This window comes from Bradyrhizobium sp. GW821-FHT12B03 (genome assembly GCF_058807535.1).
In genome coordinates this window covers 79,552-105,017 of record NZ_JBXAQU010000021.1, presented here as the reverse complement: position 1 = coordinate 105,017, position 25,466 = coordinate 79,552, and the positions used below count along the sequence as shown (strand labels likewise).

At 64.6% G+C, this 25,466-nt stretch carries 26 protein-coding genes; 12 read left to right on the top strand and 14 right to left on the bottom strand.

Annotated features, from left to right (window positions below):
- Positions 1-112: 112 nt before the first annotated feature.
- Positions 113-1,309, bottom strand: coding sequence for an acetylornithine transaminase (locus tag AC1RUR_RS31365; RefSeq protein ID WP_492851271.1), 1,197 nt, complete (start codon positions 1,307-1,309; stop codon positions 113-115).
- Positions 1,310-1,603: 294 nt separating this feature from the next.
- Positions 1,604-2,752 (bottom strand): tetratricopeptide repeat protein, encoded by a 1,149-nt coding sequence (locus AC1RUR_RS31360; protein ID WP_492851269.1) that lies wholly within the window; start codon positions 2,750-2,752, stop codon positions 1,604-1,606.
- A gap of 122 nt (positions 2,753-2,874) precedes the next feature.
- On the opposite strand from AC1RUR_RS31360, the gene AC1RUR_RS31355 reads away from it, so the two are divergent.
- The 4 genes from AC1RUR_RS31355 to AC1RUR_RS31340 all read left to right on the top strand — a co-directional run bounded on the left by AC1RUR_RS31355 (position 2,875) and on the right by AC1RUR_RS31340 (position 6,081).
- A complete protein-coding gene (locus AC1RUR_RS31355) occupies positions 2,875-3,816 on the top strand; it encodes a hypothetical protein (protein ID WP_492851267.1) in 942 nt (313 codons plus the stop codon).
- A 420-nt stretch (positions 3,817-4,236) separates the two neighbouring features.
- A complete protein-coding gene (locus AC1RUR_RS31350; RefSeq protein WP_492851265.1) occupies positions 4,237-4,668 on the top strand; it encodes a MerR family transcriptional regulator in 432 nt (143 codons plus the stop codon).
- Positions 4,601-5,020, top strand: coding sequence for a carboxymuconolactone decarboxylase family protein (locus AC1RUR_RS31345; RefSeq protein ID WP_492851263.1), 420 nt, complete (start codon positions 4,601-4,603; stop codon positions 5,018-5,020). Before AC1RUR_RS31350 ends, AC1RUR_RS31345 begins: the two co-directional genes overlap by 68 nt.
- 173 nt (positions 5,021-5,193) lie before the next feature.
- Positions 5,194-6,081: a YxiH-YxzG fusion protein gene (locus tag AC1RUR_RS31340; RefSeq protein WP_492851261.1), complete on the top strand. Its 888-nt coding sequence runs from the start codon at positions 5,194-5,196 to the stop codon at positions 6,079-6,081.
- 18 nt (positions 6,082-6,099) lie between these two features.
- Here the strand turns inward: AC1RUR_RS31340 and rimO are convergent, their stop codons facing one another.
- Positions 6,100-7,425, bottom strand: coding sequence for a 30S ribosomal protein S12 methylthiotransferase RimO (rimO, locus tag AC1RUR_RS31335; protein WP_492851259.1), 1,326 nt, complete (start codon positions 7,423-7,425; stop codon positions 6,100-6,102).
- Positions 7,426-7,536: 111 nt separating this feature from the next.
- On the opposite strand from rimO, the gene AC1RUR_RS31330 reads away from it, so the two are divergent.
- The 5 genes from AC1RUR_RS31330 (at position 7,537) to AC1RUR_RS31310 (ending at position 13,477) form a co-directional block, all read left to right on the top strand.
- Positions 7,537-8,127, top strand: coding sequence for an ANTAR domain-containing response regulator (locus AC1RUR_RS31330; RefSeq protein WP_492851257.1), 591 nt, complete (start codon positions 7,537-7,539; stop codon positions 8,125-8,127).
- Positions 8,124-9,287, top strand: a complete 1,164-nt coding sequence (locus AC1RUR_RS31325; protein WP_492851255.1) for a CmpA/NrtA family ABC transporter substrate-binding protein — start codon at positions 8,124-8,126, stop codon at positions 9,285-9,287. The genes AC1RUR_RS31330 and AC1RUR_RS31325 overlap by 4 nt, the downstream gene beginning before the upstream one ends.
- 332 nt (positions 9,288-9,619) lie before the next feature.
- Positions 9,620-11,401 (top strand): NirA family protein, encoded by a 1,782-nt coding sequence (locus AC1RUR_RS31320; RefSeq protein WP_492851253.1) that lies wholly within the window; start codon positions 9,620-9,622, stop codon positions 11,399-11,401.
- On the top strand, positions 11,398-13,005 hold the full coding sequence (locus AC1RUR_RS31315; protein WP_492851251.1) for a sulfite reductase subunit alpha: 1,608 nt from the start codon (positions 11,398-11,400) through the stop codon (positions 13,003-13,005). The genes AC1RUR_RS31320 and AC1RUR_RS31315 overlap by 4 nt, the downstream gene beginning before the upstream one ends.
- Before the next feature lie 319 nt (positions 13,006-13,324).
- Positions 13,325-13,477 (top strand): hypothetical protein, encoded by a 153-nt coding sequence (locus AC1RUR_RS31310; RefSeq protein WP_492851249.1) that lies wholly within the window; start codon positions 13,325-13,327, stop codon positions 13,475-13,477.
- A 126-nt stretch (positions 13,478-13,603) separates the two neighbouring features.
- Here the strand turns inward: AC1RUR_RS31310 and AC1RUR_RS31305 are convergent, their stop codons facing one another.
- Genes AC1RUR_RS31305 through pxpB form a run of 3 tightly spaced genes read right to left on the bottom strand, consistent with a single transcriptional unit; the run spans position 13,604 to position 16,170 of the window.
- The gene (locus AC1RUR_RS31305) at positions 13,604-14,374 is read right to left on the bottom strand and encodes a LamB/YcsF family protein (RefSeq protein WP_492851247.1); all 771 of its coding nucleotides are present in this window, start codon (positions 14,372-14,374) and stop codon (positions 13,604-13,606) included.
- Between the two features lie 30 nt (positions 14,375-14,404).
- Positions 14,405-15,442, bottom strand: a complete 1,038-nt coding sequence (locus AC1RUR_RS31300; protein ID WP_492851245.1) for a 5-oxoprolinase subunit C family protein — start codon at positions 15,440-15,442, stop codon at positions 14,405-14,407.
- Entirely contained in the window at positions 15,439-16,170 is a 732-nt protein-coding gene (gene pxpB, locus AC1RUR_RS31295; RefSeq protein WP_492851243.1) for a 5-oxoprolinase subunit PxpB, read from the bottom strand. The genes AC1RUR_RS31300 and pxpB overlap by 4 nt, the downstream gene beginning before the upstream one ends.
- A 260-nt stretch (positions 16,171-16,430) precedes the next feature.
- Here pxpB and AC1RUR_RS31290 point away from each other — a divergent pair, with 260 nt between their 5' ends.
- Both AC1RUR_RS31290 and AC1RUR_RS31285 read left to right on the top strand, forming a co-directional pair.
- Positions 16,431-17,129 (top strand): ribonuclease activity regulator RraA, encoded by a 699-nt coding sequence (locus tag AC1RUR_RS31290; protein ID WP_027536148.1) that lies wholly within the window; start codon positions 16,431-16,433, stop codon positions 17,127-17,129.
- A 24-nt stretch (positions 17,130-17,153) separates the two neighbouring features.
- Positions 17,154-17,558: a (R)-mandelonitrile lyase gene (locus AC1RUR_RS31285; protein WP_028144578.1), complete on the top strand. Its 405-nt coding sequence runs from the start codon at positions 17,154-17,156 to the stop codon at positions 17,556-17,558.
- Between the two features lie 63 nt (positions 17,559-17,621).
- On the opposite strand, the gene AC1RUR_RS31280 is transcribed toward AC1RUR_RS31285, so the two are convergent.
- The 3 genes from AC1RUR_RS31280 to AC1RUR_RS31270 form a co-directional block, all read right to left on the bottom strand.
- Positions 17,622-17,978 (bottom strand): hypothetical protein, encoded by a 357-nt coding sequence (locus AC1RUR_RS31280; RefSeq protein ID WP_492851240.1) that lies wholly within the window; start codon positions 17,976-17,978, stop codon positions 17,622-17,624.
- Between the two features lie 181 nt (positions 17,979-18,159).
- Positions 18,160-19,020 (bottom strand): DUF2147 domain-containing protein, encoded by an 861-nt coding sequence (locus AC1RUR_RS31275; protein ID WP_492851238.1) that lies wholly within the window; start codon positions 19,018-19,020, stop codon positions 18,160-18,162.
- Positions 19,021-19,288: 268 nt separating this feature from the next.
- Positions 19,289-20,071, bottom strand: a complete 783-nt coding sequence (locus AC1RUR_RS31270) for a transporter substrate-binding domain-containing protein (protein ID WP_492851236.1) — start codon at positions 20,069-20,071, stop codon at positions 19,289-19,291.
- Between the two features lie 112 nt (positions 20,072-20,183).
- Here AC1RUR_RS31270 and AC1RUR_RS31265 point away from each other — a divergent pair, with 112 nt between their 5' ends.
- Entirely contained in the window at positions 20,184-20,681 is a 498-nt protein-coding gene (locus AC1RUR_RS31265) for a DUF1993 domain-containing protein (protein ID WP_492851358.1), read from the top strand.
- A 64-nt stretch (positions 20,682-20,745) separates the two neighbouring features.
- On the opposite strand, the gene AC1RUR_RS31260 is transcribed toward AC1RUR_RS31265, so the two are convergent.
- The 5 genes from AC1RUR_RS31260 to AC1RUR_RS31240 all read right to left on the bottom strand — a co-directional run bounded on the left by AC1RUR_RS31260 (position 20,746) and on the right by AC1RUR_RS31240 (position 25,403).
- The gene (locus AC1RUR_RS31260) at positions 20,746-21,246 is read right to left on the bottom strand and encodes a hypothetical protein (RefSeq protein ID WP_492851234.1); all 501 of its coding nucleotides are present in this window, start codon (positions 21,244-21,246) and stop codon (positions 20,746-20,748) included.
- A gap of 167 nt (positions 21,247-21,413) precedes the next feature.
- Positions 21,414-22,403: a hydroxyacid dehydrogenase gene (locus AC1RUR_RS31255; RefSeq protein ID WP_492851232.1), complete on the bottom strand. Its 990-nt coding sequence runs from the start codon at positions 22,401-22,403 to the stop codon at positions 21,414-21,416.
- A 34-nt stretch (positions 22,404-22,437) separates the two neighbouring features.
- Complete coding sequence (locus AC1RUR_RS31250; RefSeq protein WP_492851230.1) at positions 22,438-23,538, bottom strand: ABC transporter ATP-binding protein; 1,101 nt, start codon at positions 23,536-23,538, stop codon at positions 22,438-22,440.
- A 21-nt stretch (positions 23,539-23,559) separates the two neighbouring features.
- Positions 23,560-24,465: a carbohydrate ABC transporter permease gene (locus tag AC1RUR_RS31245; RefSeq protein WP_492851228.1), complete on the bottom strand. Its 906-nt coding sequence runs from the start codon at positions 24,463-24,465 to the stop codon at positions 23,560-23,562.
- On the bottom strand, positions 24,465-25,403 hold the full coding sequence (locus AC1RUR_RS31240; RefSeq protein ID WP_492851226.1) for a carbohydrate ABC transporter permease: 939 nt from the start codon (positions 25,401-25,403) through the stop codon (positions 24,465-24,467). Before AC1RUR_RS31240 ends, AC1RUR_RS31245 begins: the two co-directional genes overlap by 1 nt.
- Between the last annotated feature and the right edge of the window lie 63 nt (positions 25,404-25,466).

Here is a 25,466-nt window from a genome sequence, read left to right as displayed (position 1 = left end):
GTTGCGGCGCAGAGCCGGGACCTAGATGCGGCACCCGTGCAGAGAGATGGGCCCCGGCTCTGCAGCGCACCGCGAGGGGGCGCTGCGCTGCGTCCGGGGCACGAGACCGGCCTTACGCCACCCGTCGTGCCGCGCCAGCCTTCGTCAGGATCGTATCGAGACAATCCACCATCTCCGCGATCTCCGCCTTCGCGACGTTCAGCGCCGGCATGAAGCGCAGGCTGTCGACCTGCGGCGCGTTCAGCAGCACGCCGGCCTCGAACGCTTGCGCGACGATACCGGGCGCGATCGGCAGCTTGAGGTCGAGCGCCAGCAACAGACCGCGTCCCCGCACGCCGCCGAGGCCATGCCGCGCCGAGACCTTCTGCAACTCGCTTTCGAGCAAGAGGCCGGTCTCGGTGACCGACTTCAGGAAGTCGGGTTTAGAGACCTCCTCGAGCACCGCGAGCCCCGCCGCGCACATGATAGGGTTGCCGTTGAACGTGCCGCCCTGGTCGCCGTGCTCGAAGCAGGAAGCGTGTTCGGTCGCGAGCAGGGCGGCGAGCGGCACGCCGCCGCCGATGCCCTTGCCGAGCGTCATGATGTCGGGCGCAATGCCTGCGTGCTCGTAGTGGAACAGTTTTCCGGTCCGGCCCATGCCGGTCTGGATCTCGTCAAAAATGAGCAGCAGGCCGTGCGCCTCGGTCAGCGCGCGCAGCTCCTGCAAGAACTGATCGGTCGCAGGCCATACGCCGGATTCGCCCTGGATCGGTTCGAGCATGACCGCGACGGTGTTGCCGTTGATCAGCTTTTCGACCGAGGCGATGTCGTTCAGCTTGGCCTTCTTGAAGCCGGCGACCTTCGGCTCGAACAGCGGCTCGAACGCCTTCTTGCCCGAGGCCGACATCGTCGCCAGCGTCCGGCCATGGAAGCCGCCTTCGAAGCTGATGATCTCGAAGGCGCCGTTCCTGTGCAGGCTGCCATATTTGCGCGCGAGCTTGATGGCGCCCTCATTGGCTTCCGCGCCTGAATTGGCAAAGAACACCTGGTCGAAGGCGCTGTTGTCGACCAGCGCCTGCGCGAGCTTCAGGCTCGGCTCGTTGTAGAACGCCGGGCTCGGCGTCAGCAGCCGCCTGGCCTGCGCGGCGAGCGCGTCGGCAATCGCAGGCGGGGAGTGGCCGAGGCAGTTGACGGCCCAGCCCTGCACGAAATCGAGATAGCGCTTGCGGCCGTCATCCCAGAGGTAGGAGCCGGCGCCGCGGACGAACACGGTGTTCGGCCGGGCAGTGATGTCCATCAGCGCGTCATACGGATGGGTGGCGGTGGTCATGTCGAACTCCTCTGGAGGCGGGTGGAAAAACGGACGCGAAAAGCAAGAAGGCCGCACTTTGCGGGTGCGGCCTTCTCGAAAACTGGCTGAATTAAGTAGTTTCAGCGGCGTCGTCGGACATGGCGCAACCCGTCATCGTCGCGGGAGCGACGACGCATGGCCTGGCGCAGATGGGTCCGAGAGTTGATCATGGGTCGCGTCCCTACAGCCGAATGGCCGGGCTTGTCAAGCAGCCGTTTTGCGGGACACCCGCCGAGCGTGCATCGGTCGGGCCGGGGGCGCGGCTTGGCCGGCCTACTGCACGCCATAACGGGCGAAGACGTCGGCAATGCCGGCGTTGATCGACTTGGCCGCCGCGATGTCGCGTTCCGCACCGTCGGCATCGCCTTTCCTGCGTTTCGCAAGTCCGCGGCCGTAGAGCGCGCTGTCGAGCTCGGGCTTCGCGCTCAATGCCGCGTCGTAGTCCGCAATCGCCGCGTCGGGATTGCCGAGCTTGAGCTGGACCAGGGCGCGGCTGTCCAGCGTAGAGGGATCGTCAGGGCGCATCCGCAGCGACTGCTCGCAATCGTCCAGCGCCTCCTGCAAGCGGCCGAGGATCGCGCGCGTCATGCAGCGGGCATTGAACACGCCGGCATAACCCGCATTGGCCTTGATGGCGCGGTCGTAATCCTCCTGCGCGCGTGCATAATCGTGGTCGTCGAAATACATGTTCGCGCGCGCATAGGCGTCGCGGTCGTTGTTCGGATTGAGCGCGAGCGACTTGGCGAAATCGTCCAGTGCCCGAATCCGCTCGCCCTTGTCGCGGAAGATGCGGGCACGGTTGCCATAGGCCGGGCCGTAATTGGGATCCAGCTTGATCGACATGTCGAAATCCGCAAGTGCCCGATCGGCCTCGCCATGCTCGCGCAAGGCGGTACCACGGTTGAAATAGGCGAGCGCGAATTTCGGATCGAGCTTGATGGCCCGATCGTAGTCGGCCATCGCATGTTGGTAATCTGTCTTGCCGATGTAGGAATTGGCGCGGTTGTTGTAGTAGCGCGCGTCATCCGGCTTGAGCCGGATCGCGCGCGTATAGTCGGTGATGGCGTGGTCGCGGTCGCCGAGATCGTCATGGGCAATGCCGCGATTGTACCAGGCGAAGACATCCGTCGGATTGAGATCGATGGCGCGGTTGAGATCGGCCACGGCCCGCTCAGCGTCGCCCTTGCGCCGGAAGATCTCGCCGCGGTTGGCAAGCGCCAGCGCATCGGATGGATTGGCTTGCAGCACCGCCGAGCAGCCGGCCATGCGCTGGTCGTCGCCGACCTTGCCCGAGCCGAAGCACCATTGCCGTGCTTGCGCGGGTGAGGGGGAGTGTGCGGCCGCGGGAAGCGCCAGCAGGATCAATGCCGTGCCGATTGTGCCCAGCCCGACCCGGATACCAACCTTGTGATTGTATTTCATCGAAAGCCGCGCCGAAACCATTGAGCCTCTGGCGCGTTTGTGATCGAAGGACGCCAATTGGTTCGAACCGAACGCCTGGTGGTTGAGACCAATCGGGCGGGACCAACCAGATAGTTTCAGCCTTGTCCGATACCCCTTACCCGATCGATCTCGACAGCATTCGCGGCGCATTTCCGCCGGGCATCGAGGCGCCGCCGCTGCTGGTCGACTTTGCCGATTGGCTGGACGGGCGCCCCTGGGGCAGCGTCGGCTGCTTCTCCCTGCAAGGCCAGTTCGCCGATCATGCGCCGATCGTCGACGGCAGTCCCCTGCGCGACAGGTTTTCGCTGTTCATGCGCCTGCCGGACGGCTCGGCCGTCGGCGGCTGGTATGGCGCCGGTCTTGATCGCGACAATCCGCCGATCGTCGGTCTGGGGTCGGAGGGCGACTACGAGCTGCTGGCGCCGAGCCTCGATGGGCTGCTTGCAAAACTGACGTCGCAAGCGTTCGACAAGGCCTGGAGCGATCTCAAGCCGCATGACGAGGTCGAGTGCCAGACCGTCGAGCTTGCGCAATGGCTCGCCGGGCAGCCGATCGGCGACAGCACGGCGTGCGACGACGGCGTGGCGGAGCTTCCCGACTTTCGCGGCTTCGTGGAAAAATGGAGCCGGGATCGCGAAGACTATTGGGCCAATCACCGGATGATGGCCGAGCTCGGCTGGCGCTTGGCCGCGCATCTGCCGAAGGGCAAGAACGCCTGGGACAAGACCCGCTTCGAGGTCGCGATCGTCGGCGCGCAGTACGAGGCGCGCATTCTCACGCGAGGGCCTCAGCCTTTCGAGGAGGCTGCCTCGATCGAATCCCTGCTGCGTGAACTGCGCGAGGAGATGCGGCGGTCGCAGCCCGAGCTCGGGCTGTGGTACGCGATGAATTTCGGGCTCTACGCCGACGGCCGCGTCATGCCCAACTTCGAATACGATCTGCGCCCGACCATCGACGGCGAACCGGCGGAGCTCTCCGAAGCAAAAGCCGATCTCGCCCGCGCTCCGCGCCCGGAACGCTGGGTGCCGAAATGGCTGGCCTGACGGGAAGAAGCGCACAAACTGTGCGCTCAGGACGTTCCTAATTGTCGCACTTGCCGGGGTTGGCGCTGCACCAGCGGCTGACCGCAGAGCTATCCCAGCCACGGGCCTTGTTTACGGAGACACACTGATCGTAAGTGCAGGTTCTGCCCTTTGTTTTTGGCTGCGATGCTTTTTCCTGGGCGAACGCCGGGCTGCTGACGGCCACGCCAAGGACAACGGCTAGAGCAACTGCGCGCATGAAAATCTCCTGCTGGAAAGGCGATAGCTTTACTTTCGCGGAGACTTGCTGGCAATCGGCGCGCCGAAATCTTCTGCTGTCGTGCCATCTTGACCCTGCGGGAATAGCACCTTCGATCCCCCTTGACTTAGAGCGCGCTCGAAGGGGTATCTGTATGTGCGTCAGTACGAGAACGGGCACACATGAAGATCGGCGACCTCGCAAAACGAACCGGCTTGTCGACTCACACGCTGCGTTATTATGAGCGCATCGGGCTGCTGCCATACGCTGACCGGGATCGCTCCGGCCAGCGTGATTATGACGCATCGATCCTCACATGGATCGCATTCCTCGATCGGCTCAAGACCACGGGAATGCCGATCCGGGACATGTTGCGTTACGCGGCGCTTCGTGACGAAGGCGATACCACCGGGCCAGCCCGCCAGCAGATGCTGGAAATCCACCGGGAACAGGTTCGCATGCGGATTGCCGAACTTCAGGAATGCCTGCTCGTCCTCGATACCAAGATCGCCGGTTACGCCGGCGACGAACAGAGGATGAAGGAAAATGACGCACGCCCAAACACGAGCCGAAAGCCGCTTCGATCGCGGCCAGCGGGCCCTGTCACGCATTGACGGCAGCGCCGGCGAAAAAGTCATCGCCTCACTCGCCGACATCGCTCCGGATTTCGCACGTTACGTGATCGAGTTTCCGTTCGGCGACATCTATTGCCGCCCGGGCCTCGGCCTGCGCGATCGAGAGATCGCGACGATCGCCGCACTGACGGCGCTCGGAAATGCCGCGCCTCAGCTCAAAGTGCATATCGAGGCGGGTCTGAATGTCGGGCTCTCGCGCGACGAGATCGTGGAGATCATCATGCAGATGGCCGTCTATGCGGGCTTCCCGGCGGCGCTGAACGGGCTGTTCGCAGCCAAGGAGGTGTTTTCCGCGCATGACGGACGGCAGGCGTCGGGAGAAGCGACGTGACGAACCTGCGCCAAGTTCTCTTTTTGCTCGGCAGCCTGGGCATTGCAGCTTTCCGCACGTGGCTTGCCCCGGCGGATGCCTGATCATTGCTGTTTCGCCCTTGCGTCTCACGTGCACTTGGTGATGCTGCGTTTGGCAACTTGGTGGTATCTGAGGCGCAATTGATCAGATCGGTGCAATTCGAGAAGATTGGGACGGTGCCGATGCTTGCCGGCTTCTCGCTCGCTGCGAGCGGGGTTGCCGGCGATCAGTCGCTGCTGTTTCTGTTCGGGTCGTCGGAAGGTCGCGCCGAGACCGAGGACGTATTGTCCCATCCGAAGATGGGCAATTTGAAGCCCCATCGTCTACTTTGGGCGGATGCCGCATCGGAGCGCTTGATCGATCTGCCTGAGCTGGAGCTCAGCTCTCCTCGCGTCGATCTCTTTCCTGACGGCCGGGTCCTGCTGACGGATGCCTGGAGCGCATGGCAAGGCGAGACAGACTACGACTGCAACGGAATCATATTCGATCCCCGCACCGGGCAAATGGACCACATTCGCCTCGGTCATGGCATCAGCGATCTCCAGATCGACGAACGCGGCCGGATCTGGGTTGCGTATTTCGACGAGGGCATTTTTGGAAATTCGGTCGGGCAGGCCGGGCTGGTCTGCTTCTCGTCTTATGGTGAGAAAATCTGGGAGTTTCCGACAGATGCAGATTACGCGATTGACGACTGCTACGCGCTCAACGTGACAGGCGCAGAGGCTGCCATTTTCTTCTACTCGAGTTTCCCGGTCTGCAAGATTGGTGCTGACTTCCAATTGAGCTGGTGGCGAACGGAGCTGCAAGGCTGCCACGCGTTCGCGACGTCCGAGACGGAAATCCTATTCTCGTCGCAATATCGGGAGTCCTCTGATACAGCGCATCTCGGACGATTGGCCGCGGACGAGATCGTTGATGTCAGGCAGGTGCGCCTGTTGATGCCCGACGGCTCCCCCAGACCATCCGGCCGGTTGCAGGGCCGCGGCAAGCACCTGTACCATTTGGGTAAAGACGGGGTCTATCGGGCCACAGTGAGTTGAGGCTGTCGGCGGAGTGCCTCAGAACCCCGCGACGGTGCCGTGCAGATCGTACTGGTCCGCGCGCTCGATCTTCGCGGTGACGATCTCGCCGACGCGCAACGGGCGGCGGCTCGTCAGATAGACCGCACCGTCGATCTCCGGCGCGTCCGCCTTTGAGCGGCCCTTGGCCACGGTCGGGCCGACCTCATCGATGATGATCTGCTGGCGCGTGCCGACCTTGCGCTTCAGCCTGCGCGCGGAGATCTTCTGCTGGCGGGCCATCAGCGCGTTGTAGCGCTCCTGCTTGATCTCTTCCGGCACCGGATTTTCGATCGCATTCGAGGTGGCGCCCGCAACCGGCTCGTATTTGAAGCAGCCGAGGCGGTCGATCTCGGCTTCATCGAGCCAGTCGAGCAGATAGGCGAAGTCGGCATCGGTCTCGCCGGGGAAGCCGACGATGAAGGTCGAGCGCAGAGCGAGATCGGGACATTCCTCGCGCCAGCGTTTGATCCGCGCCAGCGTCTTGTCCTGTGCCGCCGGGCGCTTCATCGCCTTCAGCACCTCGGGGCTCGCATGCTGGAACGGGATGTCGAGATAGGGCAGCACCTTGCCCTCGTTCATCAGCGCGATGACCTCGTCGACATGCGGGTAGGGGTAGACATATTGCAGCCGGACCCAGGCGCCTAACTCGCCGAGCTCGCGCGCGAGGTCGAGGAATCTGGCGCGGACCTGGCGGTCCTTCCACGGGCTCTCGGCATATTTCAGATCGACGCCATAGGCCGAGGTGTCCTGCGAGATCACCAGCAGTTCCTTGACGCCGGCGCCGACCAGGCGCTCGGCCTCGCGCAGCACGTCGTTGGCCGGGCGCGAGACGAGGTCGCCGCGCAGCTTCGGAATGATGCAGAAAGTGCAGCGGTTGTTGCAGCCCTCGGAGATCTTCAAGTAAGCGTAGTGCCGCGGCGTCAGCTTGATGCCCTGCGGCGGCACCAGATCGAGATGCGGATTGTGGGCCGGCGGCAGGGCGCGGTGCACCGCGTCCAGCACGCTCTCATATTGCTGCGGGCCGGTGATGGAGAGCACGCCGGGATAGGCCTGCTCGATCTGCTCGGGTTCCGCGCCCATGCAGCCGGTCACGATCACCTTGCCGTTCTCGGCCATGGCCTCGCCGATCGCCGAGAGCGACTCCTGCTTGGCGCTGTCGAGGAAGCCGCAAGTGTTAACGATGACGATGTCGGCCCCGTCATGCTTGCGGGCGAGCTCGTAGCCCTCGGCGCGCAGGCGCGTGATGATGCGCTCGGAATCCACCAATGCCTTGGGACATCCGAGCGACACGAAGCTGACCTTGGGCGCAGCCGTCTGATCCATATCCAAATCTGCCTGATTGACGCGCCTGAGCTAGTCCCAATTGCCCATAATTACAACCCTTTGCATCGCCCTCCGGCATGCTATGGATGAATCGCCTGCCGTGAGTGAGCTATGAGCGCCGAACAGTCGCCCAAAATCGTGATCGTCGACGAAAGCCCGATCCGGGCCGCGATCCTCGAGGAGGGGTTGCGGGAGGCCGGATTCACGCAGATCGTCCATATCAGCGAAATGCAGAGCCTGCTCGCCCGTATTTATGCGGTCGACCCCGATATCATCCTGATCGACCTGGAGAACCCCAGCCGCGACGTGCTGGAGGCGATGTTCCAGGTCAGCCGCGCCGTACGCCGGCCGATCGCGATGTTCGTCGACCAGAGCGATTCATCCTCGATCCAGGCGTCCGTGGAAGCAGGAGTGTCCGCCTATATCGTCGACGGGCTGAAGAAGGAACGCATCAAGCCGATCCTCGACCTCTGCGTGTCCCGCTTCAACGCCTTCGCAAAACTCCAGGAGGAGCTGGAGCGCACCAAGTCGCAGCTCGAGGACCGCAAGATCATCGAACGCGCCAAGGGCATCCTGATGAAGGTGAAGGGCCTCACCGAGGACGAGGCCTATGTGCTGCTGCGCTCCACCGCGATGCGCGAGAAGAAGAAAATCGGCGAGATCGCCCAGTCGATCATCACCGCGTCGGAGATGCTGAAATGACTGGACCGCTCCGCATCGGATTCATCCCGCTGGTCGACGCCGCCGCGCTGATCGTCGCCGTCGACAAGGGCTTCATCGCCGCCGAAGGCCTCGAGGTCGAGCTGGTGCGCGAGGTCTCCTGGTCCAACGTCCGCGACAAGCTCAATATCGGCCTGTTCGACGCCGCGCATCTGCTGGCGCCCGTCGCGATTGCGTCCTCGCTCGGGCTCGGCCACGTCAAGGTGCCGATCGCGGCGCCCTTCAACCTCGGCATCAACGGCAACGCGATCACGGTCTCGCCGGCACTCCATGCCGCGCTGATGGAGGAGATCGACGGCGACCGTTTCGATCCGCTTGTCACGGCGAAAGCGCTGGCGAAAGTGGTCGCCAGGCGGCGCAAGGCCGGCGCCGATCCCTTGACCTTCGGCATGACCTTTCCGTTCTCGACCCACAATTATCAGCTGCGGTTCTGGATGGCGGCGGCCGGCGTCGATCCGGACGAGGACGTGCGCCTCGTGGTGCTGCCGCCGCCCTACATGGTGGACAGCCTCGCCAATGGCCATGTCGATGCGTTCTGCGTCGGCGCGCCCTGGAATTCGGTCGCGGTCGATCTTGGCATTGGCCACATCCTGCATTTCGTTTCCGACATCCTCGTGCGCGCGGCGGAAAAGGTGCTGGCGGTTCGCCAGACCTGGGCCGACAAGAATCCCGACGTGGTCGCCAGCCTGGTGCGCGCGGCCGTGAAGGCCGCCGAGTTCATCGAGCATCCGGAGAACCGCATCGAGGCCGCGCGCATCCTGGCGCAGCCGGAGCGGATCGGGGTCGATGCCGAGGTCATCCAGCGCACGCTCAGCGGGCGCCTGAAGATCTCCCCGGACGGCACCTTCCGCGAAAGCGGCCGCTACCTGCTGGTCGGACGCGAAGGAGCAGGGCGCCCGGATCCGGTCCAGGCCGCCTGGCTCTACGCGCAGATGGTGCGCTGGGGGCAGACCGCGCTGACGCCCGACGGCGTCAAGACGGCGATGGCCGTGTTCAGGCCCGATCTCTACGATGCCGCCCTCGGTCGCCAGCCGCCCGCCGAGGCCCCCGCGGCATTCGGGGCATTCGCCGGCCCCGCCTTCGATCCCGACAATATCAGGGGGCATCTGGAGGCCTTCGAGGTCGGACGTTGGAAGGCCTGATTCGAGCCTGCACCGTTTTTGAGCGCTCGGGATCCTCGGCTAAATTTTGAGCTGGCTGCTCGAATTTCATGAGAGTTCCCCGGCCGGGATCTCCCGGAACATTTCTATTCATTTGAAATTACAGCAGTTTTCATTTCATTGAAGCTGGCACGCAACTTGTATGTTGCAGTGCGGCCAGCTTGTCACAGACGCCTGCTGAGCCAAGTCCCACAGCAACGAAGCTGATTGGACCGTCGGGAAGCAAGGCAGGCCTTGGGCCAGCTGGGTTTCTCGCGGGTCGTACTCATTCCGTCGATCCCACTGAGGTGGCCGCAGGAGCTTCGTTACCGCCCATGAAACTCGAAACAGTCTCCGTCGATTTTACCGACGAGCAGAAACGCTATCTCGAAGGCTTCACGACCGGTTTGCAGATCAGTCGCGTCGGTCGCGGCCTCGGTGGTGGCGCCGGCAAGGCGAATGCCGAGCCTGTTGGTCCTGACGCCGTGCATATCAAGGCGCAGGACAAGGTCATCGCGGCAGGCAAGAAGCTCGCCGACCAGGAAAAATTCAAGCGCGACGAGCATCCCTTCGATGCCTATCCGCGCCTTCGCCAGCAGGCGCTCGACAACGCACCGCCGAGCCCGGCGGATAATTTCCGCTGGCGCTATTACGGCATCTTCTACGTCGCGCCGACGCAGGACTCCTACATGTGCCGGCTGCGCATCCCGAACGGCATCATGAAGCACTGGCAGCTGTCGGGCCTTGCCGATCTCGCCGACGATCTCTGCGGTCCCTACAGCCACGCCACCACGCGCGCCAACCTCCAGCTTCGCGAGATTCCACCGAAGAATGCGATCAAGCTGATCGAGGGCATCCAGGATCTCGGCCTGTGCTCGCGCGGCTCCGGCGCCGACAACATCCGCAACGTGACGGGCACGCCGACCGCCGGCATCGATCCGCAGGAGCTGATCGACACCCGGCCCTATGCGCGCGAGTGGCATTACCACATCCTCAACGACCGCTCGCTCTACGGCCTGCCACGCAAGTTCAACGTCGCTTTCGACGGCGCCGGCAGGATCGCGGTGCTGGAGGAGACCAACGACATCGCGTTCACGGCGTATGAGGTGAAGGACGGTTTCGGCGTCGAGCCCGGGGTCTGGTTCCGCCTCGGGCTTGGCGGCATCACCGGCCACAAGGACTTTGCAAAATACACCGGCATCATCGTCAAGCCGGAGCAGGCGACCGCCGTCGCCGACGCCATCGTGCGCGTCTTCATCGAGCACGGCGATCGCACCAACCGCAACAAGGCGCGGCTGAAATACGTGCTCGACGCGATGGGCCATGACGGCTTCCTCAAGCTCGTCGAGGAACGGCTGAAGACGCCGTTCACGCGCGTGCCGGAAGAGGCGTTCGCGCCGCGGCCCGCGTCGGACCGCATGGCCCATATCGGCGTGCACAAGCAGAAGCAGGACGGCCTCAACTGGATCGGCGTGTCGCTGCCGCTCGGCAAGCTCACCTGCGACCAGATGCGGGGCCTCGCCAAAGTCGCCCAGGACCTCGGAGACGGCGAGATCCGCCTGACGGTCTGGCAGAACCTGCTGATCCCGGGCGTGCGCGACGAGAATGTCGAGCTCGCCATTGCGGCAATCAAGCAGATCGGGCTCGCGGTCGAGGCCTCGCATATCCGCGCCGGCCTGATCGCCTGCACCGGCAATGCCGGCTGCCGCTTCGCGGCTTCCAACACCAAGCGCCATGCCGCCGAGATCGGCGACTGGTGCGAGCCGCGCGTCGACATGGACAAGCCGGTCAACATCCACGTCACCGGCTGTCACCATTCCTGCGCGCAGCATTACATCAGCGACATCGGACTGATCGGGGCGCGCGTTCCGATCAATGAGGAAGACACGGTCGAGGGTTATCACCTCTTCACCGGCGGCGGGTTCGGGCCCGACGCCGACGTCGGGCAGGAGGTCTACCACGACCTCAAGGCCGAGGACGCGCCGAAGACGGTCGAAGCGCTGCTCAAGGCCTACATCGCCCATCGTTCGTCTGCCGATGAAACCTTCCTGTCCTTTGCGCGCCGCCATGACTGCGAAACGCTGCGCAAGCTTGCCGATGCACAGGTGTCCGCATGAACCAGATCACGCCTCCGCCGAAACTCGACATCATTCCCGCCAGCGCGCCGTTCTCCGACGCGCAGCGCTCCTGGCTGAACGGCTTCTTTGCCGGGCTGCTGTCGCCTGATGTGGCGACGCCCTTGTCGGCGGAGCAGGGCGCCGCTGTCATGCAGGCCGGAGACGGTGATGATGGCGAAGCCCCCTGGCACGACCAGACCATGCCGATTGCCGATCGGATGAAGCTCGCCGAAGGCCGCCCCGTGCGCCGCAAGATGATGGCGGCGATGGCGCAGCAGGATTGCGGCCAGTGCGGCTACAATTGCAACGACTATTCGGAGGCCATTGCGGGTAAAAGCGAAGCGCGGCTCAATCTCTGCGTTCCCGGCGGCAAGGAAACCGCGCGGATGCTGAAGTCGCTGTACGAGGAGCTGGACAAGGCGCCGGCGGCAAAAGCGCCCGACAAGGCGGGTGCGGTGGCAGCTCCTGCCGTGACCGTCACGATCGCAGAGCCGGGCCGTTCGCGCGACAGCCCGGCCGAGGCGACATTCCTGTCGCGGCGCCTTCTCAACAAGGGGAAGTCGGAGAAGGAGACCTACCACGTCGAGTTCGATCTCTCGGCGAGCAAGCTCGACTACGTGGTCGGCGATTCCTTCGGCGTGTTCGCGCGCAACGATGTCGGCCTCGTCGACCAGATCATCGCGCTGCTCGGCGCCTCCCACACCACCAAGGTGAACGGCAAGACGCTGCGCGAGGTGCTGATCGACGACGTCTCGCTGTCGCCGGCGCCCGACTCGCTGTTCGAGCTGATCTCCTTCATCACCGGCGGTGCGGCGCGCGAGAAGGCGCGGGCGCTGGCGCAGGGCGAGGATCCCGATGGCGATGCCGCCACCCTCGACGTGATGGCGGCGCTCCAGAAGTTTTCGGGCACGCGTCCGCATCCCGAAGCCTTTGTCGAGGCGCTGGAGCCGCTCCAGCCGCGGCTCTATTCGATCTCGTCCTCGCACAATGCGACACCGGGAAAACTGTCGCTGACGGTCGATTCCGTTCGCTACGTCATCGGCAAGCGCAAGCGCATCGGCGTTGCCTCGACCTTCCTCGGCGAGCGCATCAATGACGGCGAGAAGCTCAAGGTCTATGTGCAGAAGGCGCACAATTTCGGCCTGCCGCAGGATCCGAAGACTCCGATCATCATGATCGGCCCCGGCACCGGCATCGCGCCGTTCCGCGCCTTTCTGCTCGACCGCAAGGCGACCGGCGCGCCCGGCAAGAACTGGCTGTTCTTCGGCCATCAGCGCAGCGATTGCGACTTCTTCTACCAGGACGAGCTCAATGCGATGAAGACGTCGGGTCAACTGACGCGTTTGTCGCTGGCCTGGTCGCGCGACGGCGAGAAGAAGTTCTACGTGCAGGACCGCATGCGCGAGGTCGGCCGCGAATTGTGGACCTGGCTCGCCGAGGGCGCGCATCTCTACATCTGCGGCGATGCCAAGCGGATGGCCAAGGACGTCGAACGTGCGCTGGTCGACATCGTCGCCCAGTTCGGGGCGCGCTCGACCGATGAAGCGGTCAGTTTCGTCGCCGAGCTGAAGAAGACGGGTCGCTTCCAGGCTGACGTTTACTAAGGCGCTGTGAGGCCTCGATGAATCGCCGGCGCGGCGCAACGTGCCGGCGATCATCGCCTACTGTGCATGGGGTTGTTTTCGACGTTTTAGTTGGACCGGGTCCAGGGCCCTGAGTCAGGCTGTCGTCCCAGCGTCATCCGGGCCGGTTCCAACTGGCTCGGATCTTAACGAATAAGATTCTCGGAACCCCCGGGTGAAGAGAATTTGCACCTGCGACAGGGCGCTTTCAGAGAACCCCCATCGCTATTTCCGCGCCCATCTTGCCTCCCGCCAGGGTTGATCCTTCATACTCCCGCAAATGGGGCGTTGGAGATCGACCATGCGCGAACTATCGGCGGAAGCCAGGCTGCACTTCTACGCGCGCTCGCTCTCGCGTCGGACCGGGGCGAGCCTGCACCATGTTGGGCTCTACAGCGCCTTCGCGGTCATCGCCGCGATCGTGTTCGGGACGCTCTCGGTGCATCCGTTCTAGAGAGCTTCACAGCTCTCGTAGGGTGGGCAAAGACGCACTCTTCGCGCGTCGTGCCCACCATCCTTCAACACATGAGATCGACGTGGTGGGCACGCTTCGCTTTGCCCACCGTACGGGACCTGTACCTCACGCCCCGCGCTTGAACGGCGCGACTTCGATCCCCGCATCCTTCAATGCCTGACGCAGCGTGCGCGCGATCTCGACAGCACCGTGCGTATCGCCATGGATGCACACCGTGTCGGTGCGCATCTTGATGACCTTGCCGGTCACCGAGACCACCGCACCGTCCTGCACCATCCGCACCACGCGGTCGGCGATCGCCTTGGCATCGTGCAGCACTGCGCCGGGCTTCTTGCGCGAGACGAGGTTGCCGTCGTCCTCATAGGCGCGGTCGGCGAACACCTCGTGCACCATCGGCAAATTGGCGGCTTCGCCGGCCTTCACCAGCTTCGAATTGGCGAGCACGACGAAGATCAGGCCGGGGTCGACCGCCTTGATGCCGGCGGCGATCGCGTTCGCCGTCATGTCGTCCTCGCAGGCGACGTTGGAGAGCGCGCCATGCGCCTTCACATGCGTGACCTTGTGCCCGGCCGCGGTGGCGATCGCCTGCAGCGCGCCAATCTGGTAGGCGACGAGGTTCTCGATCTCGGAAGCCCTCAGGCCCGCGATCGGATGGCGGCCGAAGCCGTGCAGGTCGCGATAGCCGGGATGGGCGCCGACCGAGACGCCGCGCGCCTTCGCCAGTTCGACCGTCCGGCGCATGATGTCGGGATCGCCGGCATGAAAGCCGCAGGCGACGTTGACGGAGCTTGCGAGGTCAATCATCGCGGCGTCGTTGCCCATTTCCCACGCGCCAAAACCTTCGCCGAGGTCGCAATTGAGATCGATCGTCTTCATGGCTGCTCTCCGCCTCTGGTCGTCCTGTCGTTACGGCTCCGCCGTGACCTGCCAGGTTCCGGCGTCCATGGCGCTCACCGCATAGCCGGCAACGTTGGCATCGCTGAGCGCCTCGATGTTGAGCTCGACGGTGTCGGACGAGCGCAACCGGTCGGGCAGGGTCCGGATCAGTTGCGCGAATTTGCGCGCCTCGTCCTGCGCCTCGGCCATGCCGACGGCCTTGAAGCGGAACGCCGTTCCCGCCGAGGTCTGCGCGAGGCGGCCGACATCGGCCGTGATCACGGTCGCGATCTTCGGGTAGCCGCCGGAGGTGCCGCGGTCCATCATCAGCGCGATCGGCGAACCGTTGCCGGGCACCTGGATGCTGCCGTTGACGGTGCCGTCGGAGACGATGTTGTGGCCGTGCAGATGCTTGATGGCGGGGCCTTCGAGCCGGTAGCCCATGCGATCCGACGTCGCCGAGATCTTCCACTCGCTGTTCAGGAACAGCGCCTTGTTGGCGTCGTCGAACTCGTCGTCCTGCGGGCCAAGCACGACGCGGATCGGGCCTGCGGCAGGTTTCGGTAGTTCGATGCGCAGCTCCGGTGCCCCGCTTGCGGCATCGACTGTGAATTCGTCGCCGGCCTGGAGCGGGCGCGGGTAGGGGCTGCCGAGGCCGGCGCGGGCATTGACCGCGAGGCTGCCGAACACCGGCTCGCCCTTGATGCCGCCTTCGATGGCCAGATAAGTGAACGCGCCGCCGCGGGCAAAGCCCAGCGTCAGCGTCTCGCCGTCCTTCAGCGTCACCGACGTGTCCATGGCGAGCGGTCGCCCCGCGACGTCGGCATTGCGCGGCCCGCCTGACATCGCCACGCGCACGGCGCCGTCACGGGCGGTGAAGGTGGCCCCGAACGGGCCGATCTCGACAGCGGCCGCCAACGCCTCGTTGCCGACCAGCGTGTTCGCGGCCGCGAGCGACAGGCGGTCCATCGCCCCGCTCACCGTCAAGCCGTAGCGCTGCGCGCCGTGACGCCCGCCATCCTGGACGGAGCTCGCGGGGCCGATGCTGGCGACGACGAGCCGGCTCATGCCGTCACCTGCTCGGCGATGATCTCACCGGCCTCGGCGGCGCGGTCCTGTTCCTCGAACGTCTTGTGGTCGATGGCGAAAAACGTCACGCGATCACCGGGTTCGGTGAGGAAGGTCGGATTGCGGTGGAGCTGATAGGTCCGCACGGGGGTGCGGCCGAGCAGGTGCCAGCCGCTCGGGGCGGCCAGGCACTGAATGCCAGCCTGGATGCCGCCGATCGAGATCGTGCCGGCGGGGGTCAGCAACCGCGGATTCTGACGCCGTGACATATGCAGGGATTTGTCCAGGCCGCTGAGATAGGACCAGCCCGGCGTGAATCCGATCATGGCAACCTTGTAGTCGCCGGCCACGTGCCGGGCGACGATGTCGTCGGGCGTGGTGTTCAGTGCCTTGGCGACATCCTCGAGGTCGATGCCATGCTCGCCGCCATAGGCGACGGGGATGCGCCAGCGCCGCGCCTTGGTGACCGGCGGCAGCGGCTGGGTGGCAATCGGGAGAAGCTTTTCGCCGAGTGTGTCGAAGCCGATCGTGCCGGGATCGTAATGCACCAGCAGCGAGCGATAGGTCGGCACGGTTTCGGTGATGCCGTCGATGGGGTTTGCTGCGAGCGCCTTGTCGAGTGCCAGCACGCGCTGGTTGGCGTCCTCGTCGATGGTGCGGCTGAACTCGACCGTGACGGCGCTGTCGCCACTGGGCAGAAGACGGGGCGGGGGAAGCGTCGCGGCCATTGAGCTGTCAAAGCGCTGTCGAAATCGGGCTTCTCGGGAAACGCGGGCTCAGCCTTGAGTTCCGCTGCTCCCTGCTTCGCGTAAATGCGCCCGCAAGTCCAATAAATTAATGCAGGGGTCCGCGATAAAGCCTTGTTATCGCGTCGCATAACCGCCCTGCGGCCCTGCGTTCTTGTCAGGTCTTTGGCCCTTGACGGAAAGCGCCCGGCTCGCAAGATGCGCGCGTTCTTTTCCCGCCCATCCGGAGCTCGTCTGTTTCCATGTCGCTGTCCCCCGAAGCCCGCAAGACCCTCGCCGGCATCACCACTGCCACCATCACCACGGTCCTGCTGAAGAAGGGCCTGCGCAATGTGTGGATGCGCGGCGCGCGTCCGCTGCGCCCGGGCCTGCCGCGGCTGGTGGGACCTGCCTTCACGCTGCGCTTCGTGCCGGCGCGCGAGGACCTGGCGACGCCGGAATCCTGGTCGTCGCCGATCTCGACCCGCACCGCGATCGAGGCGATGCCGGAGGGCTGCATCGCCGTGGTCGATGCCATGGGCATCACCGATGCCGGCATCTTCGGCGACATCCTCTGCGCGCGCATGATGAAGCGCGGCGTCACCGCGCTCGTCACCGACGGTGTGGTGCGTGACGTCGAGGGCGTGCTCGGCACCAATCTGCCGGTGTGGTGCGACGGCTATGCCGCGCCGCCGTCGGTCGCGGGCCTGACCTTCGTCGGCTGGGGTGAGCCGATCGGCTGCGGCGGCGTCGCGGTGTTCCCGAACGACATCGTCGTCGCCGACCAGGACGGCTGCGTGCTGATCCCGCAGGCGATGCTCGAGCACGTGCTCAACGAGGGCGTCGAGCAGGAACGCATGGAAGCCTGGATCGTCAACGAGGTGAACAACGGCGCGGTCTTGCCGGGTCTCTATCCCATGAACGCCGAGACCAAGGCGCGCTACGCCGCCAGCAAGAAGTAACAAGACAGCAAGCGAGGTTACCCCATGGAGATCACCGTCGCAGGCACGCGGCCGACCCGCCGCGCGCCCAAGGAAAACTTCACCGGCACCGTGTGGCAGGACCCCGTGATCATGGCGCCCGCGCCGGCACGGCTGAACTGCTCGCGCGTTGCGTTCGAGCCCGGTGCGCGCACCAACTGGCACCACCATCCGCTCGGGCAGACGCTCTACGTCATCTCAGGCGTCGGGCGCGTTCAGACCAAAGGCGGCCCTGTCAGGGAGATCCGTCCCGGCGACACCGTCTGGATTCCGCCAGGCGAGCTGCACTGGCACGGCGCATCTCCGACCAATGGCATGTGCCACATCGCCATGCAGGAAGCGCTCGACGGCGTCTACTCGACCTGGCTGGAGCCGGTCACCGACGCCGAGTACGGCGCGGCGCTCGGGTAGTCCCTCGTGCCCCGGACAAGACGCATCGCCCCATGGCGATGCGTCGCCTCCCGGGCCCAGAGTTCACATCCGCTCCGCCGTCCACGTGCCCGTGCACAAAGCGCCGCGCCAGGTGCCGGAGCCGGATGTGCCGCTCAGCCGGCCGAAGCCGACCGCGCGCTTGATGCCGGTGCTCAAGGTGACATTGATGCTGCCGGCGTCGGCGACGCGGCCCGACGCCGTCACCGCGGCGCTGCTCGAGGCGATCTGACCGTTGCTGATACCGATCGCGACGGTCGAGCCGTTACCGCAGGTTTCGCTCGACGATGAGATACGGACATTCCAGGCGCCGTCGAAGGTGTTTGTCGCTGCGCCTGCCGGCGTGAGCGGGACGGCGATGGCGACAATGGCTGCGAAGAGACCTTTGCGAATTCCGTTCATGACATGCCCCTTGGGTTGACCTGCGGGGATCGTGGCACGGGTTGCGGAACCGGCGATGTGAGGGCTGTCACGCCCGCTACAGGCTCTGTGAACGAGCGCACCTTGCAGTGGCATCGCAGGCAAAAGCAAAGGGGCCCGGATCACGGGCCCCTTGCCTGCGTCGGAAGCGTCGAAGCCGAACTCAGTTCACCCGCGTCCAGGTCTGGCCGCCGCAGAACATGCCGCCGAAGGCGCAGCCCTGCACGCGCAGACGGTCTGTGCCCTTCATGGCGATCGTCGAGTCGTAGGTCGAGCCGGTGTTGGGATCGAGGATGCGGCCGGACCATTTCTGGTCCTTGCCGGGCTTCATGTTGATCAGGACCTGCTCGCCGTTCTGGTTCGACTTGTTGTCGACCGAATAGCCACAGAGGTTGTTGCCGCATTGCTCGATGCGGACCTTGCCTTCCTTCTCCTCGGTGAGCCAGATACCGAGCGGCGAGTTGAGGTCGCGCGTCGGTGCGGCCGCGGGAGCCGGTGGTGCGACGGCGGCCGACTGAACGGGGGCGGCGGGGGCAGGCGCGGGCGGCGGAGGTGGTGCCGGGGGCGCGGCCGCTTCGGTCGGAGCTGGCGGAGCAGGGGGGGCGGGCGGTGCGGGTGGGACCGCGGCTGCGGTTGGGGCAGCGCTTGGCGCCGGTTGAGGCGGCGGTACCAGCGCATCTTCGGCTGGTGCGGTATTGGCGGTGGTGGTCGGCGGCGGAGCCGGTGGCGGCGCGGGAGGTGCCGCTGCGGAAGGTGCTGCAACGGGAGCAGGGGCCGGCGCGGGAGCAGCGGGAGCTTGCGGATCGGTCTTGGCCTCTTGCGGCGCCTGCTGGCCCGGGCTCGTCTCGTTCTTCTTGGCCTTCTTCGCCTTGCCCTGGCCGGTGTTGTCGTAGACGCCGGGAATCTGCACCGTGCCGCGGTCGGGATCGATGCGGATGGTGCGCCCGCCATATTCGAAGGTGTATTGCGCTTGCGCGGCGGTGCTCGCCAAAAGGAATGCGGCCGTGGCCAACAGCTTCCTCATTTCGCATCTCCTGAGCAGAAGGTCCCCGGACCGACGCTTACGCCCCGGTTCGATCGCAAAAAGTGATCCAGATCACTGTTGTCCGTATGAGTCGTGCTCCGGCAGGTTCGGGTTCAATGCGCCCGGAACCCGTCCACAATTTGGCCGAAGCAGCGACAGGTGGACGCGGGTCAAGGGCTCCGTTCCGACGGAATCGGAACGGGCTCCAGATTCTGGTATCGACGCGTTTTCTCGACGCGAGCCGATACCCGCTTCGCTCGAAAATGCTCTAGTCGAACCAGGCGGCGTAGATCTTCCGGTAGCTGCCGTCTTCCATGGAGATGTGCAGCCATTGGTCGACGAAGGCCTTCAGCGCCATGTCGCGTTGGAGCCAATAGGCCTTCTCGGAAAAGTCGAACGGTTTTTCAGGATGCACCGCGCACAAGACGCCAGCATGCTGCTTCTGCTGGTAACGCGTCTCGGAAGCGTCCGTCATCATCAAGTCGGCATGGCCTTTGGCGATCTCGTCGAAGATCACGGTGTTGTCGGGGAAGACGGTGATCTCGGCGTCCTTGATGTTGGCGCGCGCGAAGCGCTCGTTGGTGCCGCCGGGATTGACGATGACGCGGGTGCCCTTCTTGTCGATGTCGGAAAGCGTCTGGTACTTGCCGACGTCGGCGCAGCGGGCGATCGGCGTCTTGCCCTCGCGCATGATCGGGATCGAGAACATGCCCTTCTTCTGCCGGTCGAGCGTGACCGAGACGCCGCCCATCGCGATGTCGAACTGATCGGCCTCGAAATCCTTCATCAGCTTCGGCCAGGCCGTCGGCACGAATTCGACCTTGACGCCGAGCGACTTGCCGAGCGCCTCCGCCATGTCGACGTCGAAGCCGCTGAACTGCTGGGTGGCCTTGTCCAGATAGGTGAACGGCTTGTAGTCGCCGGTCATGCCGACGCGCAGCGTGCCGCGCTTGATGATCTCGTCGAGGCGCGAGGGAGCAGCCTGTTGCGCGTGCGCCGAAAGGTTTGCCAGCAACGCTACGGCCAGAACGGCCAGGATTCGAACGAACATCTCTTTTCCACCCCCGCGTGAGCTGTCATTGTGCTCTCGAGAGGCGGATTTAGTCCAGATGCCGGTCGTTGGCGAGACAGAAATTGAAGGGAATCCTGGGGTGACGATATCGATGTACGAGGCCTCGGTCGGCCTCTTCGTGCCGTCTTTGCGCAACCTGTCGGCGCTGCTCGACAAGGGCGTTGCCTACGCCGAGACCCGCAAGTTCAATCCGGCGGTCCTGCTCGGCATGCGCCTTGCGCCCAACATGTACGACCTGGCGCAGCAGGTCGGTGAGGCCTGTCGCCACGCCACGGTCGCCCCGGCCTTGCTGGCGAGCCGCGAGCCCGTGGTGCTGCCGGTGCTGGAGCACGACATGGCCGGGCTCCAGGCGCGCATTGCGACGTCGATCGAATTCATCGAAAGCCTGCCGCGCGCCGAGATCGATGCGGCTGCCGACCTGAATGTCTTCTTCAGGCTGAAGAACGGGACCGAGCTGCCCTTCACCGGGCGGACGCTGCTGCTGACGTTCAGCGTCCCGCAGTTCTTCTTCCACGTCACGACGGCCTACGACCTGTTGCGGCACGCCGGCGTCGAACTCGCGAAGAAGGACTTTTTGGGTAGGAAGTAGGGGCTTGGTGTTTACCTCTCCCCAGCGGGGAGAGGTGCACGGAGACATCCGGCCAGAGATGCTCTTACGCTTCGCCCTTGCGCTCGTACTCGGCAAGCGAGCTGCGGCCGGCGATCTCGCTGCGCAGCAGCTCGAAACGCCGGTTCGCCTCGTCCTCATGTGCGTCGACGAAGTGCACGGCGGCCTCGCTCGTCATGGGGCCGCTGACCACGGGTGCCGACTGCTCGCCGATGGTCTCGTGAACGTAATACTGGCCGTCGTCGCCGCGATGGACCGTCCATTTCAGGCGGATCGCCACCATCGGCCCGGGGCCGACCTTGCTGTAGCCGTCGGCATCGGTATGGTCGGGCACCAGCGGCTGCTCATCGACTACCGGATGCTCCTCGGCGGCCAGATGCTCCTCGGCGGCCAGATGCTCATCGGCGGCGGCAGGATGCTCCTTGGCGACCGAATCCTCGTCGGCGGCTTCCGTCTCGGCGTCGCGGACGACGAGAGCCGGCTCGGGGTGCTCCAGGATGCTGGCGATGGTCGCCAGCGCGTGGTCGGTCGGGTCGATTTCTGACAAGGTCCATCCTCCAGCTCGACGCGGCCGGCAAGTCTGTCCCACTGCCGCCGCGGCCGGACTTATTACGCGGGTTTGATTAAGGCTGAGTTGGGGCCCGATCTGCACCAAAATGGGACGCTTTCTGGCGTTCCGAAGGCGGGCAGACACGCCGCCCGCCCTTCGGTTTTTCAGCCCAGCACATCCTGATTGATGATGTTCTGTCGGATGGGATCGCCGTCCAGCACACTCAGGATGTTGCGCGCGGTCTGCTCGCTCATGCGCTGGACCGCCTCGACCGTGACGCCGGCGACGTGCGGCGCCATGATGACGTTGGGCAGCGCGAACAGCGCATTGCTGACCGGCGGCGGCTCCACCTCGAAGACGTCGATGCCGGCGCCGGCGAGCTTTCCGGACGTGAGCGCGTCGTACAACGCCGCTTCCTTCACGATGCCGCCGCGCGCGGTGTTGATGAGATAGGACTTTGGCTTCATCCGGCCGATCCTGTCAGCATCGAACAGGCCGACCGTCTCCGGTGTTTTCGGGCAATGGATGGTGACGAAGTCGGCATGGGGCAACGCAGCGTCGAGATCGGCGACGGGCTCGCACCCGGCCGCCTTGATATCGGCGGCGGGCTTGTAGGGATCGTAGACCTGCACCTTCATTTCCATCGCCAGGCAGCGCTTGGCGGTGCGGCTGCCGATACGGCCGAAGCCGACGATCAGCACGGTCTTGCCGTAGAGATCGAACGGCAGCATGCCGAGCCGGTCGGCCCATTTGCCGTCCTTGACGCAGGAATGCATCTCCTGGGCGCGTTTTGCCAGCGTCAGCATCATGAACACCGCCGCTTCCGCGACCGAGGGCGAGTTGGCGCTGCCGGCCACCATCAGCGGCACCTTGCGGCGGGAGAGGGCGGGCACGTCGACGGCGTCGTAGCCGACGCCGATGCGGGTCACGACCTTCATGTCCCTGGAGGCCTCGAGCTCGGTCTCGCCGAACGCGGTGGCACCTAACGCCACGCCATGGACCGGGGCATGGCTCTTCAACAGCGCCTCGAAATCCTTCGCCGAGATCAGGTTCGGAAATTCGACGAGTTCGATATCGTCTCGCTGGGTGAGGAGGGCGCGGGCCCCTTGCGACAAAGTTTGTGTAACGAAAATCTTCTTCTTGTTGGTCGCCATCGCTCCCCGCCTGCTCGCGTTTCTTGGACCGGCGTCACAGCACGACGCCGGTGTCTTCGTTTAGCAGGTGCATATTGTTGAGGTCCATCGCCAAACGCATGGGTGCCCCGTCCTTGGCGCCGGCATTGGGATCGACCCGGCCGCAGACCGGCGTGCCTTCGAGCCCGAAATAGACCAGGGTCTCCATCCCCATCGGCTCGGTGACGTCGAGCACGGTGTCGAAGGTCTCGACGCCCGGTGCCAGATGCGCATGCGACTCGGTGAGGTGCTCGGGCCGGATGCCGAGCAGCAACCTGTCGGTACGCGGCAGCGCGTTGTAGCGCGCGGCGCGGGCCGGCGGCATCACAAAGGCGATGCGATCGGTCAGGCGGATCTGGAGCGCGCCGCCGACGTCCTCCAGCCGGCACGGAATGAAATTCATCGCCGGCGAGCCGATGAAGCCCGCGACGAAGCGCGTCGCCGGCTTGTGGTAGAGCTCGTTCGGCGTGCCGATCTGCTCGATGCGCCCCTTGTTCATCACCACCACGCGATCGGCCAGCGTCATTGCCTCGACCTGGTCGTGGGTGACGTAGACGGTCGTGGTGCGCACCTTCTGGTGCACCTTCTTGATCTCGATCCGCATCTGCACGCGCAGCTTGGCGTCGAGATTGGACAGCGGTTCGTCGAACAGGAAAACCTTCGGATTGCGCACGATGGCGCGGCCCATCGCCACGCGCTGGCGCTGGCCGCCGGAGAGCTGCTTCGGCTTGCGGTCGATCAGGTCGGTGATGTCGAGGAGCCGGGCGGCCTCCGTCACCCGCGCCTTGATCTCGGCCTTGGGATAGTGCTTCAGGCGCAGCCCGAACGACATGTTCTCGGCGACCGTCATGTGCGGGTAGAGCGCGTAGTTCTGGAACACCATCGCGATGTCGCGGTCCTTCGGCGGCACGTCATTGACGACGTCGCCGCCGATCATGATGTCGCCGTCGCTGATGTCCTCGAGCCCTGCGATCATGCGCAGCGTCGTCGACTTGCCGCAGCCGGAGGGGCCGACCAGCACGATGAACTCATGATCGGCGATATCGAGGTCGATGCCGCGCACGGCTTCGACATCATCGTAACGCTTGACGACCTTCCGCAATGCAACGTCAGCCATGAAAACCTCAACCTTTCGACATCAACCCTTTGTCGCACCGGCGGTCAGGCCGGCAATGTAATAGTCCATCAGGAACGCGTAGATGATCAGCGGCGGGGCTGCGCCGAGCAGCGCACCGGTCATGATCTGACCCCAGTTGAAGACGTCGCCCTTGATCAGCGTCGTGGTGATGCCGACCGGCAGCACCAGCTGGTCGATCGACGTCGTGAACACCAGGGGATAGAGGAACTGCGCCCATGACACCGTGAAGGCGAAGATCGTGGCGGCGATCAGCCCGGGCAGCGCGACGGGAATGAAGATCCGCGTCAGGGTCTGTAGCCAGGAGGCGCCGTCGATGATCGCGGCTTCATCGAGCTCCTTCGGGATCGAGGCGAAATAGCCGATCATGATCCAGGTGCAGAACGGCACCGTCAGCGTCGGATAGACGAACAGCAGCACGTACCATCGGTTGAGCAGCGTGATGCCGGTGATGTCCTGGACGGCAGCGAGCATCTTGAACAGCGGAATGAACAGCAGGCTGTCCGGAATCAGGTAGGTGAGAAACACGCCGGTGGCGAGCGTCGTCGAGCCCCAGAACTTCATCCGCGCCAGCGCAAAGGCCGACGGGATGCTGATCAGCATGGTGATGATCACGACGACGATCGAGACCATCGACGAATTCCAGAAAAACCGCAGGAACTGGTTCGAGGTCAAGAGCTCGACGTAGTTCGACAGCGTGGGGTGGAACACCCACCAGGGATTGGTCGCCGCCGATATCTCCGCGCTGCTCTTGAGCGACGTGATCAGCATGTAGAGCGGCGGCGTCAGCGAGAAGATCGCGAACAGCGCGAGGAAGAAGTAGGACCAGCGCAGCGCCCAGGCGCGGTCGCGGCTCATGCTTCCGAGCTTGCGCGTCGGTCCAGCCTTGTCGATTGCCAGCGTGCTCATCAGGCTTCGTTCCCGCGTTTGGAGACATCGCGAAGGATGAAGATCGCCGCGACGGCGAGGATCGGCACCATGAACAGCGAGACGCTGGCGCCGAGCGGAATGTCGCTGCCCTCGATGCCGACCTTGAAGGCCCAGGTCGCAAAGATGTGGGTTCGATCCAGCGGACCGCCCGAGGTCAGGATCCGGACGATATCGAAATTGGCGAAGGTGACGATGAGCGAGAACAGGGTGGTGATGGCGATGATGTTGCGCATCATCGGAAGGGTGATGAACCAGATCTTCTGCCACCAATTGGCACCGTCGATTGCGGCGGCCTCGTAGAGCTGGTCCGGCACCGATTTCAGCGCCGCCAGATACATGATCATGAAGAACGGCGCGCCATACCAGACGTTGACGAGGATGACGGAAAAACGTGCCCACGCGGTGTCGCCGAGCCAGTTGATGGGGCCGATGCCGAAGAAGGAGAGTGTGTAGTTGAAGGCGCTGTAGGAGGGATCGAACAGCCACAGCCAGGCCAGCGTGCTCATCGCCGGCGGGATCACCCAGGGCACCAGCAGCATGCCGCGCCATTTGCGCTGGCCCTTGGCCGGAATGTTGTGCACGAAATGCGCGACGATGAATCCCATCAGCGCCTTGAAGAACACGGCGGTGACCGCGAAGATGCAGGATTGCTTCACCACCATCCAGAACGTGTCGCGATTGAACAGGAAGGTGAAGTTGCCCAAGCCGACGAATTTCTGCATCGACTTGTTCAGGGAGGCGAGGTGGATGGAATAGACGGCGGGATAGAGCACGAGCAGCGCAATCAGCAGGATCAGCGGCAGCGTCAGAAAGAACGCCACCGTCGATTTTCGTCCCATGGCGTTGCGGAGACCGGTGCGTTTGCGGGCGCTTGTCGCACGAACCACGCGACCTTGCTCAACGACGACGTCGGCCATGGCATTGCTTCCTTGAAGACAGCTTCCTTGATGTCGGACGGGACGCCGGCCCTGTCGGTCGGC

What these genes read in the sequence shown, in the direction of transcription:
- AC1RUR_RS31365 (WP_492851271.1), bottom strand. Translation starts at nt 1,309, where the DNA reads ATGACCACCGCCACCCATCCGTATGACGCGCTGATGGACATCACTGCC.
- AC1RUR_RS31360 (WP_492851269.1), bottom strand. Translation starts at nt 2,752, where the DNA reads ATGAAATACAATCACAAGGTTGGTATCCGGGTCGGGCTGGGCACAATC.
- AC1RUR_RS31350 (WP_492851265.1), top strand. Translation starts at nt 4,237, where the DNA reads ATGAAGATCGGCGACCTCGCAAAACGAACCGGCTTGTCGACTCACACG.
- AC1RUR_RS31345 (WP_492851263.1), top strand. Translation starts at nt 4,601, where the DNA reads ATGACGCACGCCCAAACACGAGCCGAAAGCCGCTTCGATCGCGGCCAG.
- rimO (WP_492851259.1), bottom strand. Translation starts at nt 7,425, where the DNA reads ATGGATCAGACGGCTGCGCCCAAGGTCAGCTTCGTGTCGCTCGGATGT.
- AC1RUR_RS31330 (WP_492851257.1), top strand. Translation starts at nt 7,537, where the DNA reads ATGAGCGCCGAACAGTCGCCCAAAATCGTGATCGTCGACGAAAGCCCG.
- AC1RUR_RS31325 (WP_492851255.1), top strand. Translation starts at nt 8,124, where the DNA reads ATGACTGGACCGCTCCGCATCGGATTCATCCCGCTGGTCGACGCCGCC.
- AC1RUR_RS31320 (WP_492851253.1), top strand. Translation starts at nt 9,620, where the DNA reads ATGAAACTCGAAACAGTCTCCGTCGATTTTACCGACGAGCAGAAACGC.
- AC1RUR_RS31315 (WP_492851251.1), top strand. Translation starts at nt 11,398, where the DNA reads ATGAACCAGATCACGCCTCCGCCGAAACTCGACATCATTCCCGCCAGC.
- AC1RUR_RS31310 (WP_492851249.1), top strand. Translation starts at nt 13,325, where the DNA reads ATGCGCGAACTATCGGCGGAAGCCAGGCTGCACTTCTACGCGCGCTCG.
- AC1RUR_RS31305 (WP_492851247.1), bottom strand. Translation starts at nt 14,374, where the DNA reads ATGAAGACGATCGATCTCAATTGCGACCTCGGCGAAGGTTTTGGCGCG.
- AC1RUR_RS31300 (WP_492851245.1), bottom strand. Translation starts at nt 15,442, where the DNA reads ATGAGCCGGCTCGTCGTCGCCAGCATCGGCCCCGCGAGCTCCGTCCAG.
- pxpB (WP_492851243.1), bottom strand. Translation starts at nt 16,170, where the DNA reads ATGGCCGCGACGCTTCCCCCGCCCCGTCTTCTGCCCAGTGGCGACAGC.
- AC1RUR_RS31290 (WP_027536148.1), top strand. Translation starts at nt 16,431, where the DNA reads ATGTCGCTGTCCCCCGAAGCCCGCAAGACCCTCGCCGGCATCACCACT.
- AC1RUR_RS31285 (WP_028144578.1), top strand. Translation starts at nt 17,154, where the DNA reads ATGGAGATCACCGTCGCAGGCACGCGGCCGACCCGCCGCGCGCCCAAG.
- AC1RUR_RS31280 (WP_492851240.1), bottom strand. Translation starts at nt 17,978, where the DNA reads ATGAACGGAATTCGCAAAGGTCTCTTCGCAGCCATTGTCGCCATCGCC.
- AC1RUR_RS31275 (WP_492851238.1), bottom strand. Translation starts at nt 19,020, where the DNA reads ATGAGGAAGCTGTTGGCCACGGCCGCATTCCTTTTGGCGAGCACCGCC.
- AC1RUR_RS31270 (WP_492851236.1), bottom strand. Translation starts at nt 20,071, where the DNA reads ATGTTCGTTCGAATCCTGGCCGTTCTGGCCGTAGCGTTGCTGGCAAAC.
- AC1RUR_RS31265 (WP_492851358.1), top strand. Translation starts at nt 20,184, where the DNA reads ATGTACGAGGCCTCGGTCGGCCTCTTCGTGCCGTCTTTGCGCAACCTG.
- AC1RUR_RS31255 (WP_492851232.1), bottom strand. Translation starts at nt 22,403, where the DNA reads ATGGCGACCAACAAGAAGAAGATTTTCGTTACACAAACTTTGTCGCAA.
- AC1RUR_RS31250 (WP_492851230.1), bottom strand. Translation starts at nt 23,538, where the DNA reads ATGGCTGACGTTGCATTGCGGAAGGTCGTCAAGCGTTACGATGATGTC.
- AC1RUR_RS31245 (WP_492851228.1), bottom strand. Translation starts at nt 24,465, where the DNA reads ATGAGCACGCTGGCAATCGACAAGGCTGGACCGACGCGCAAGCTCGGA.
- AC1RUR_RS31240 (WP_492851226.1), bottom strand. Translation starts at nt 25,403, where the DNA reads ATGGCCGACGTCGTCGTTGAGCAAGGTCGCGTGGTTCGTGCGACAAGC.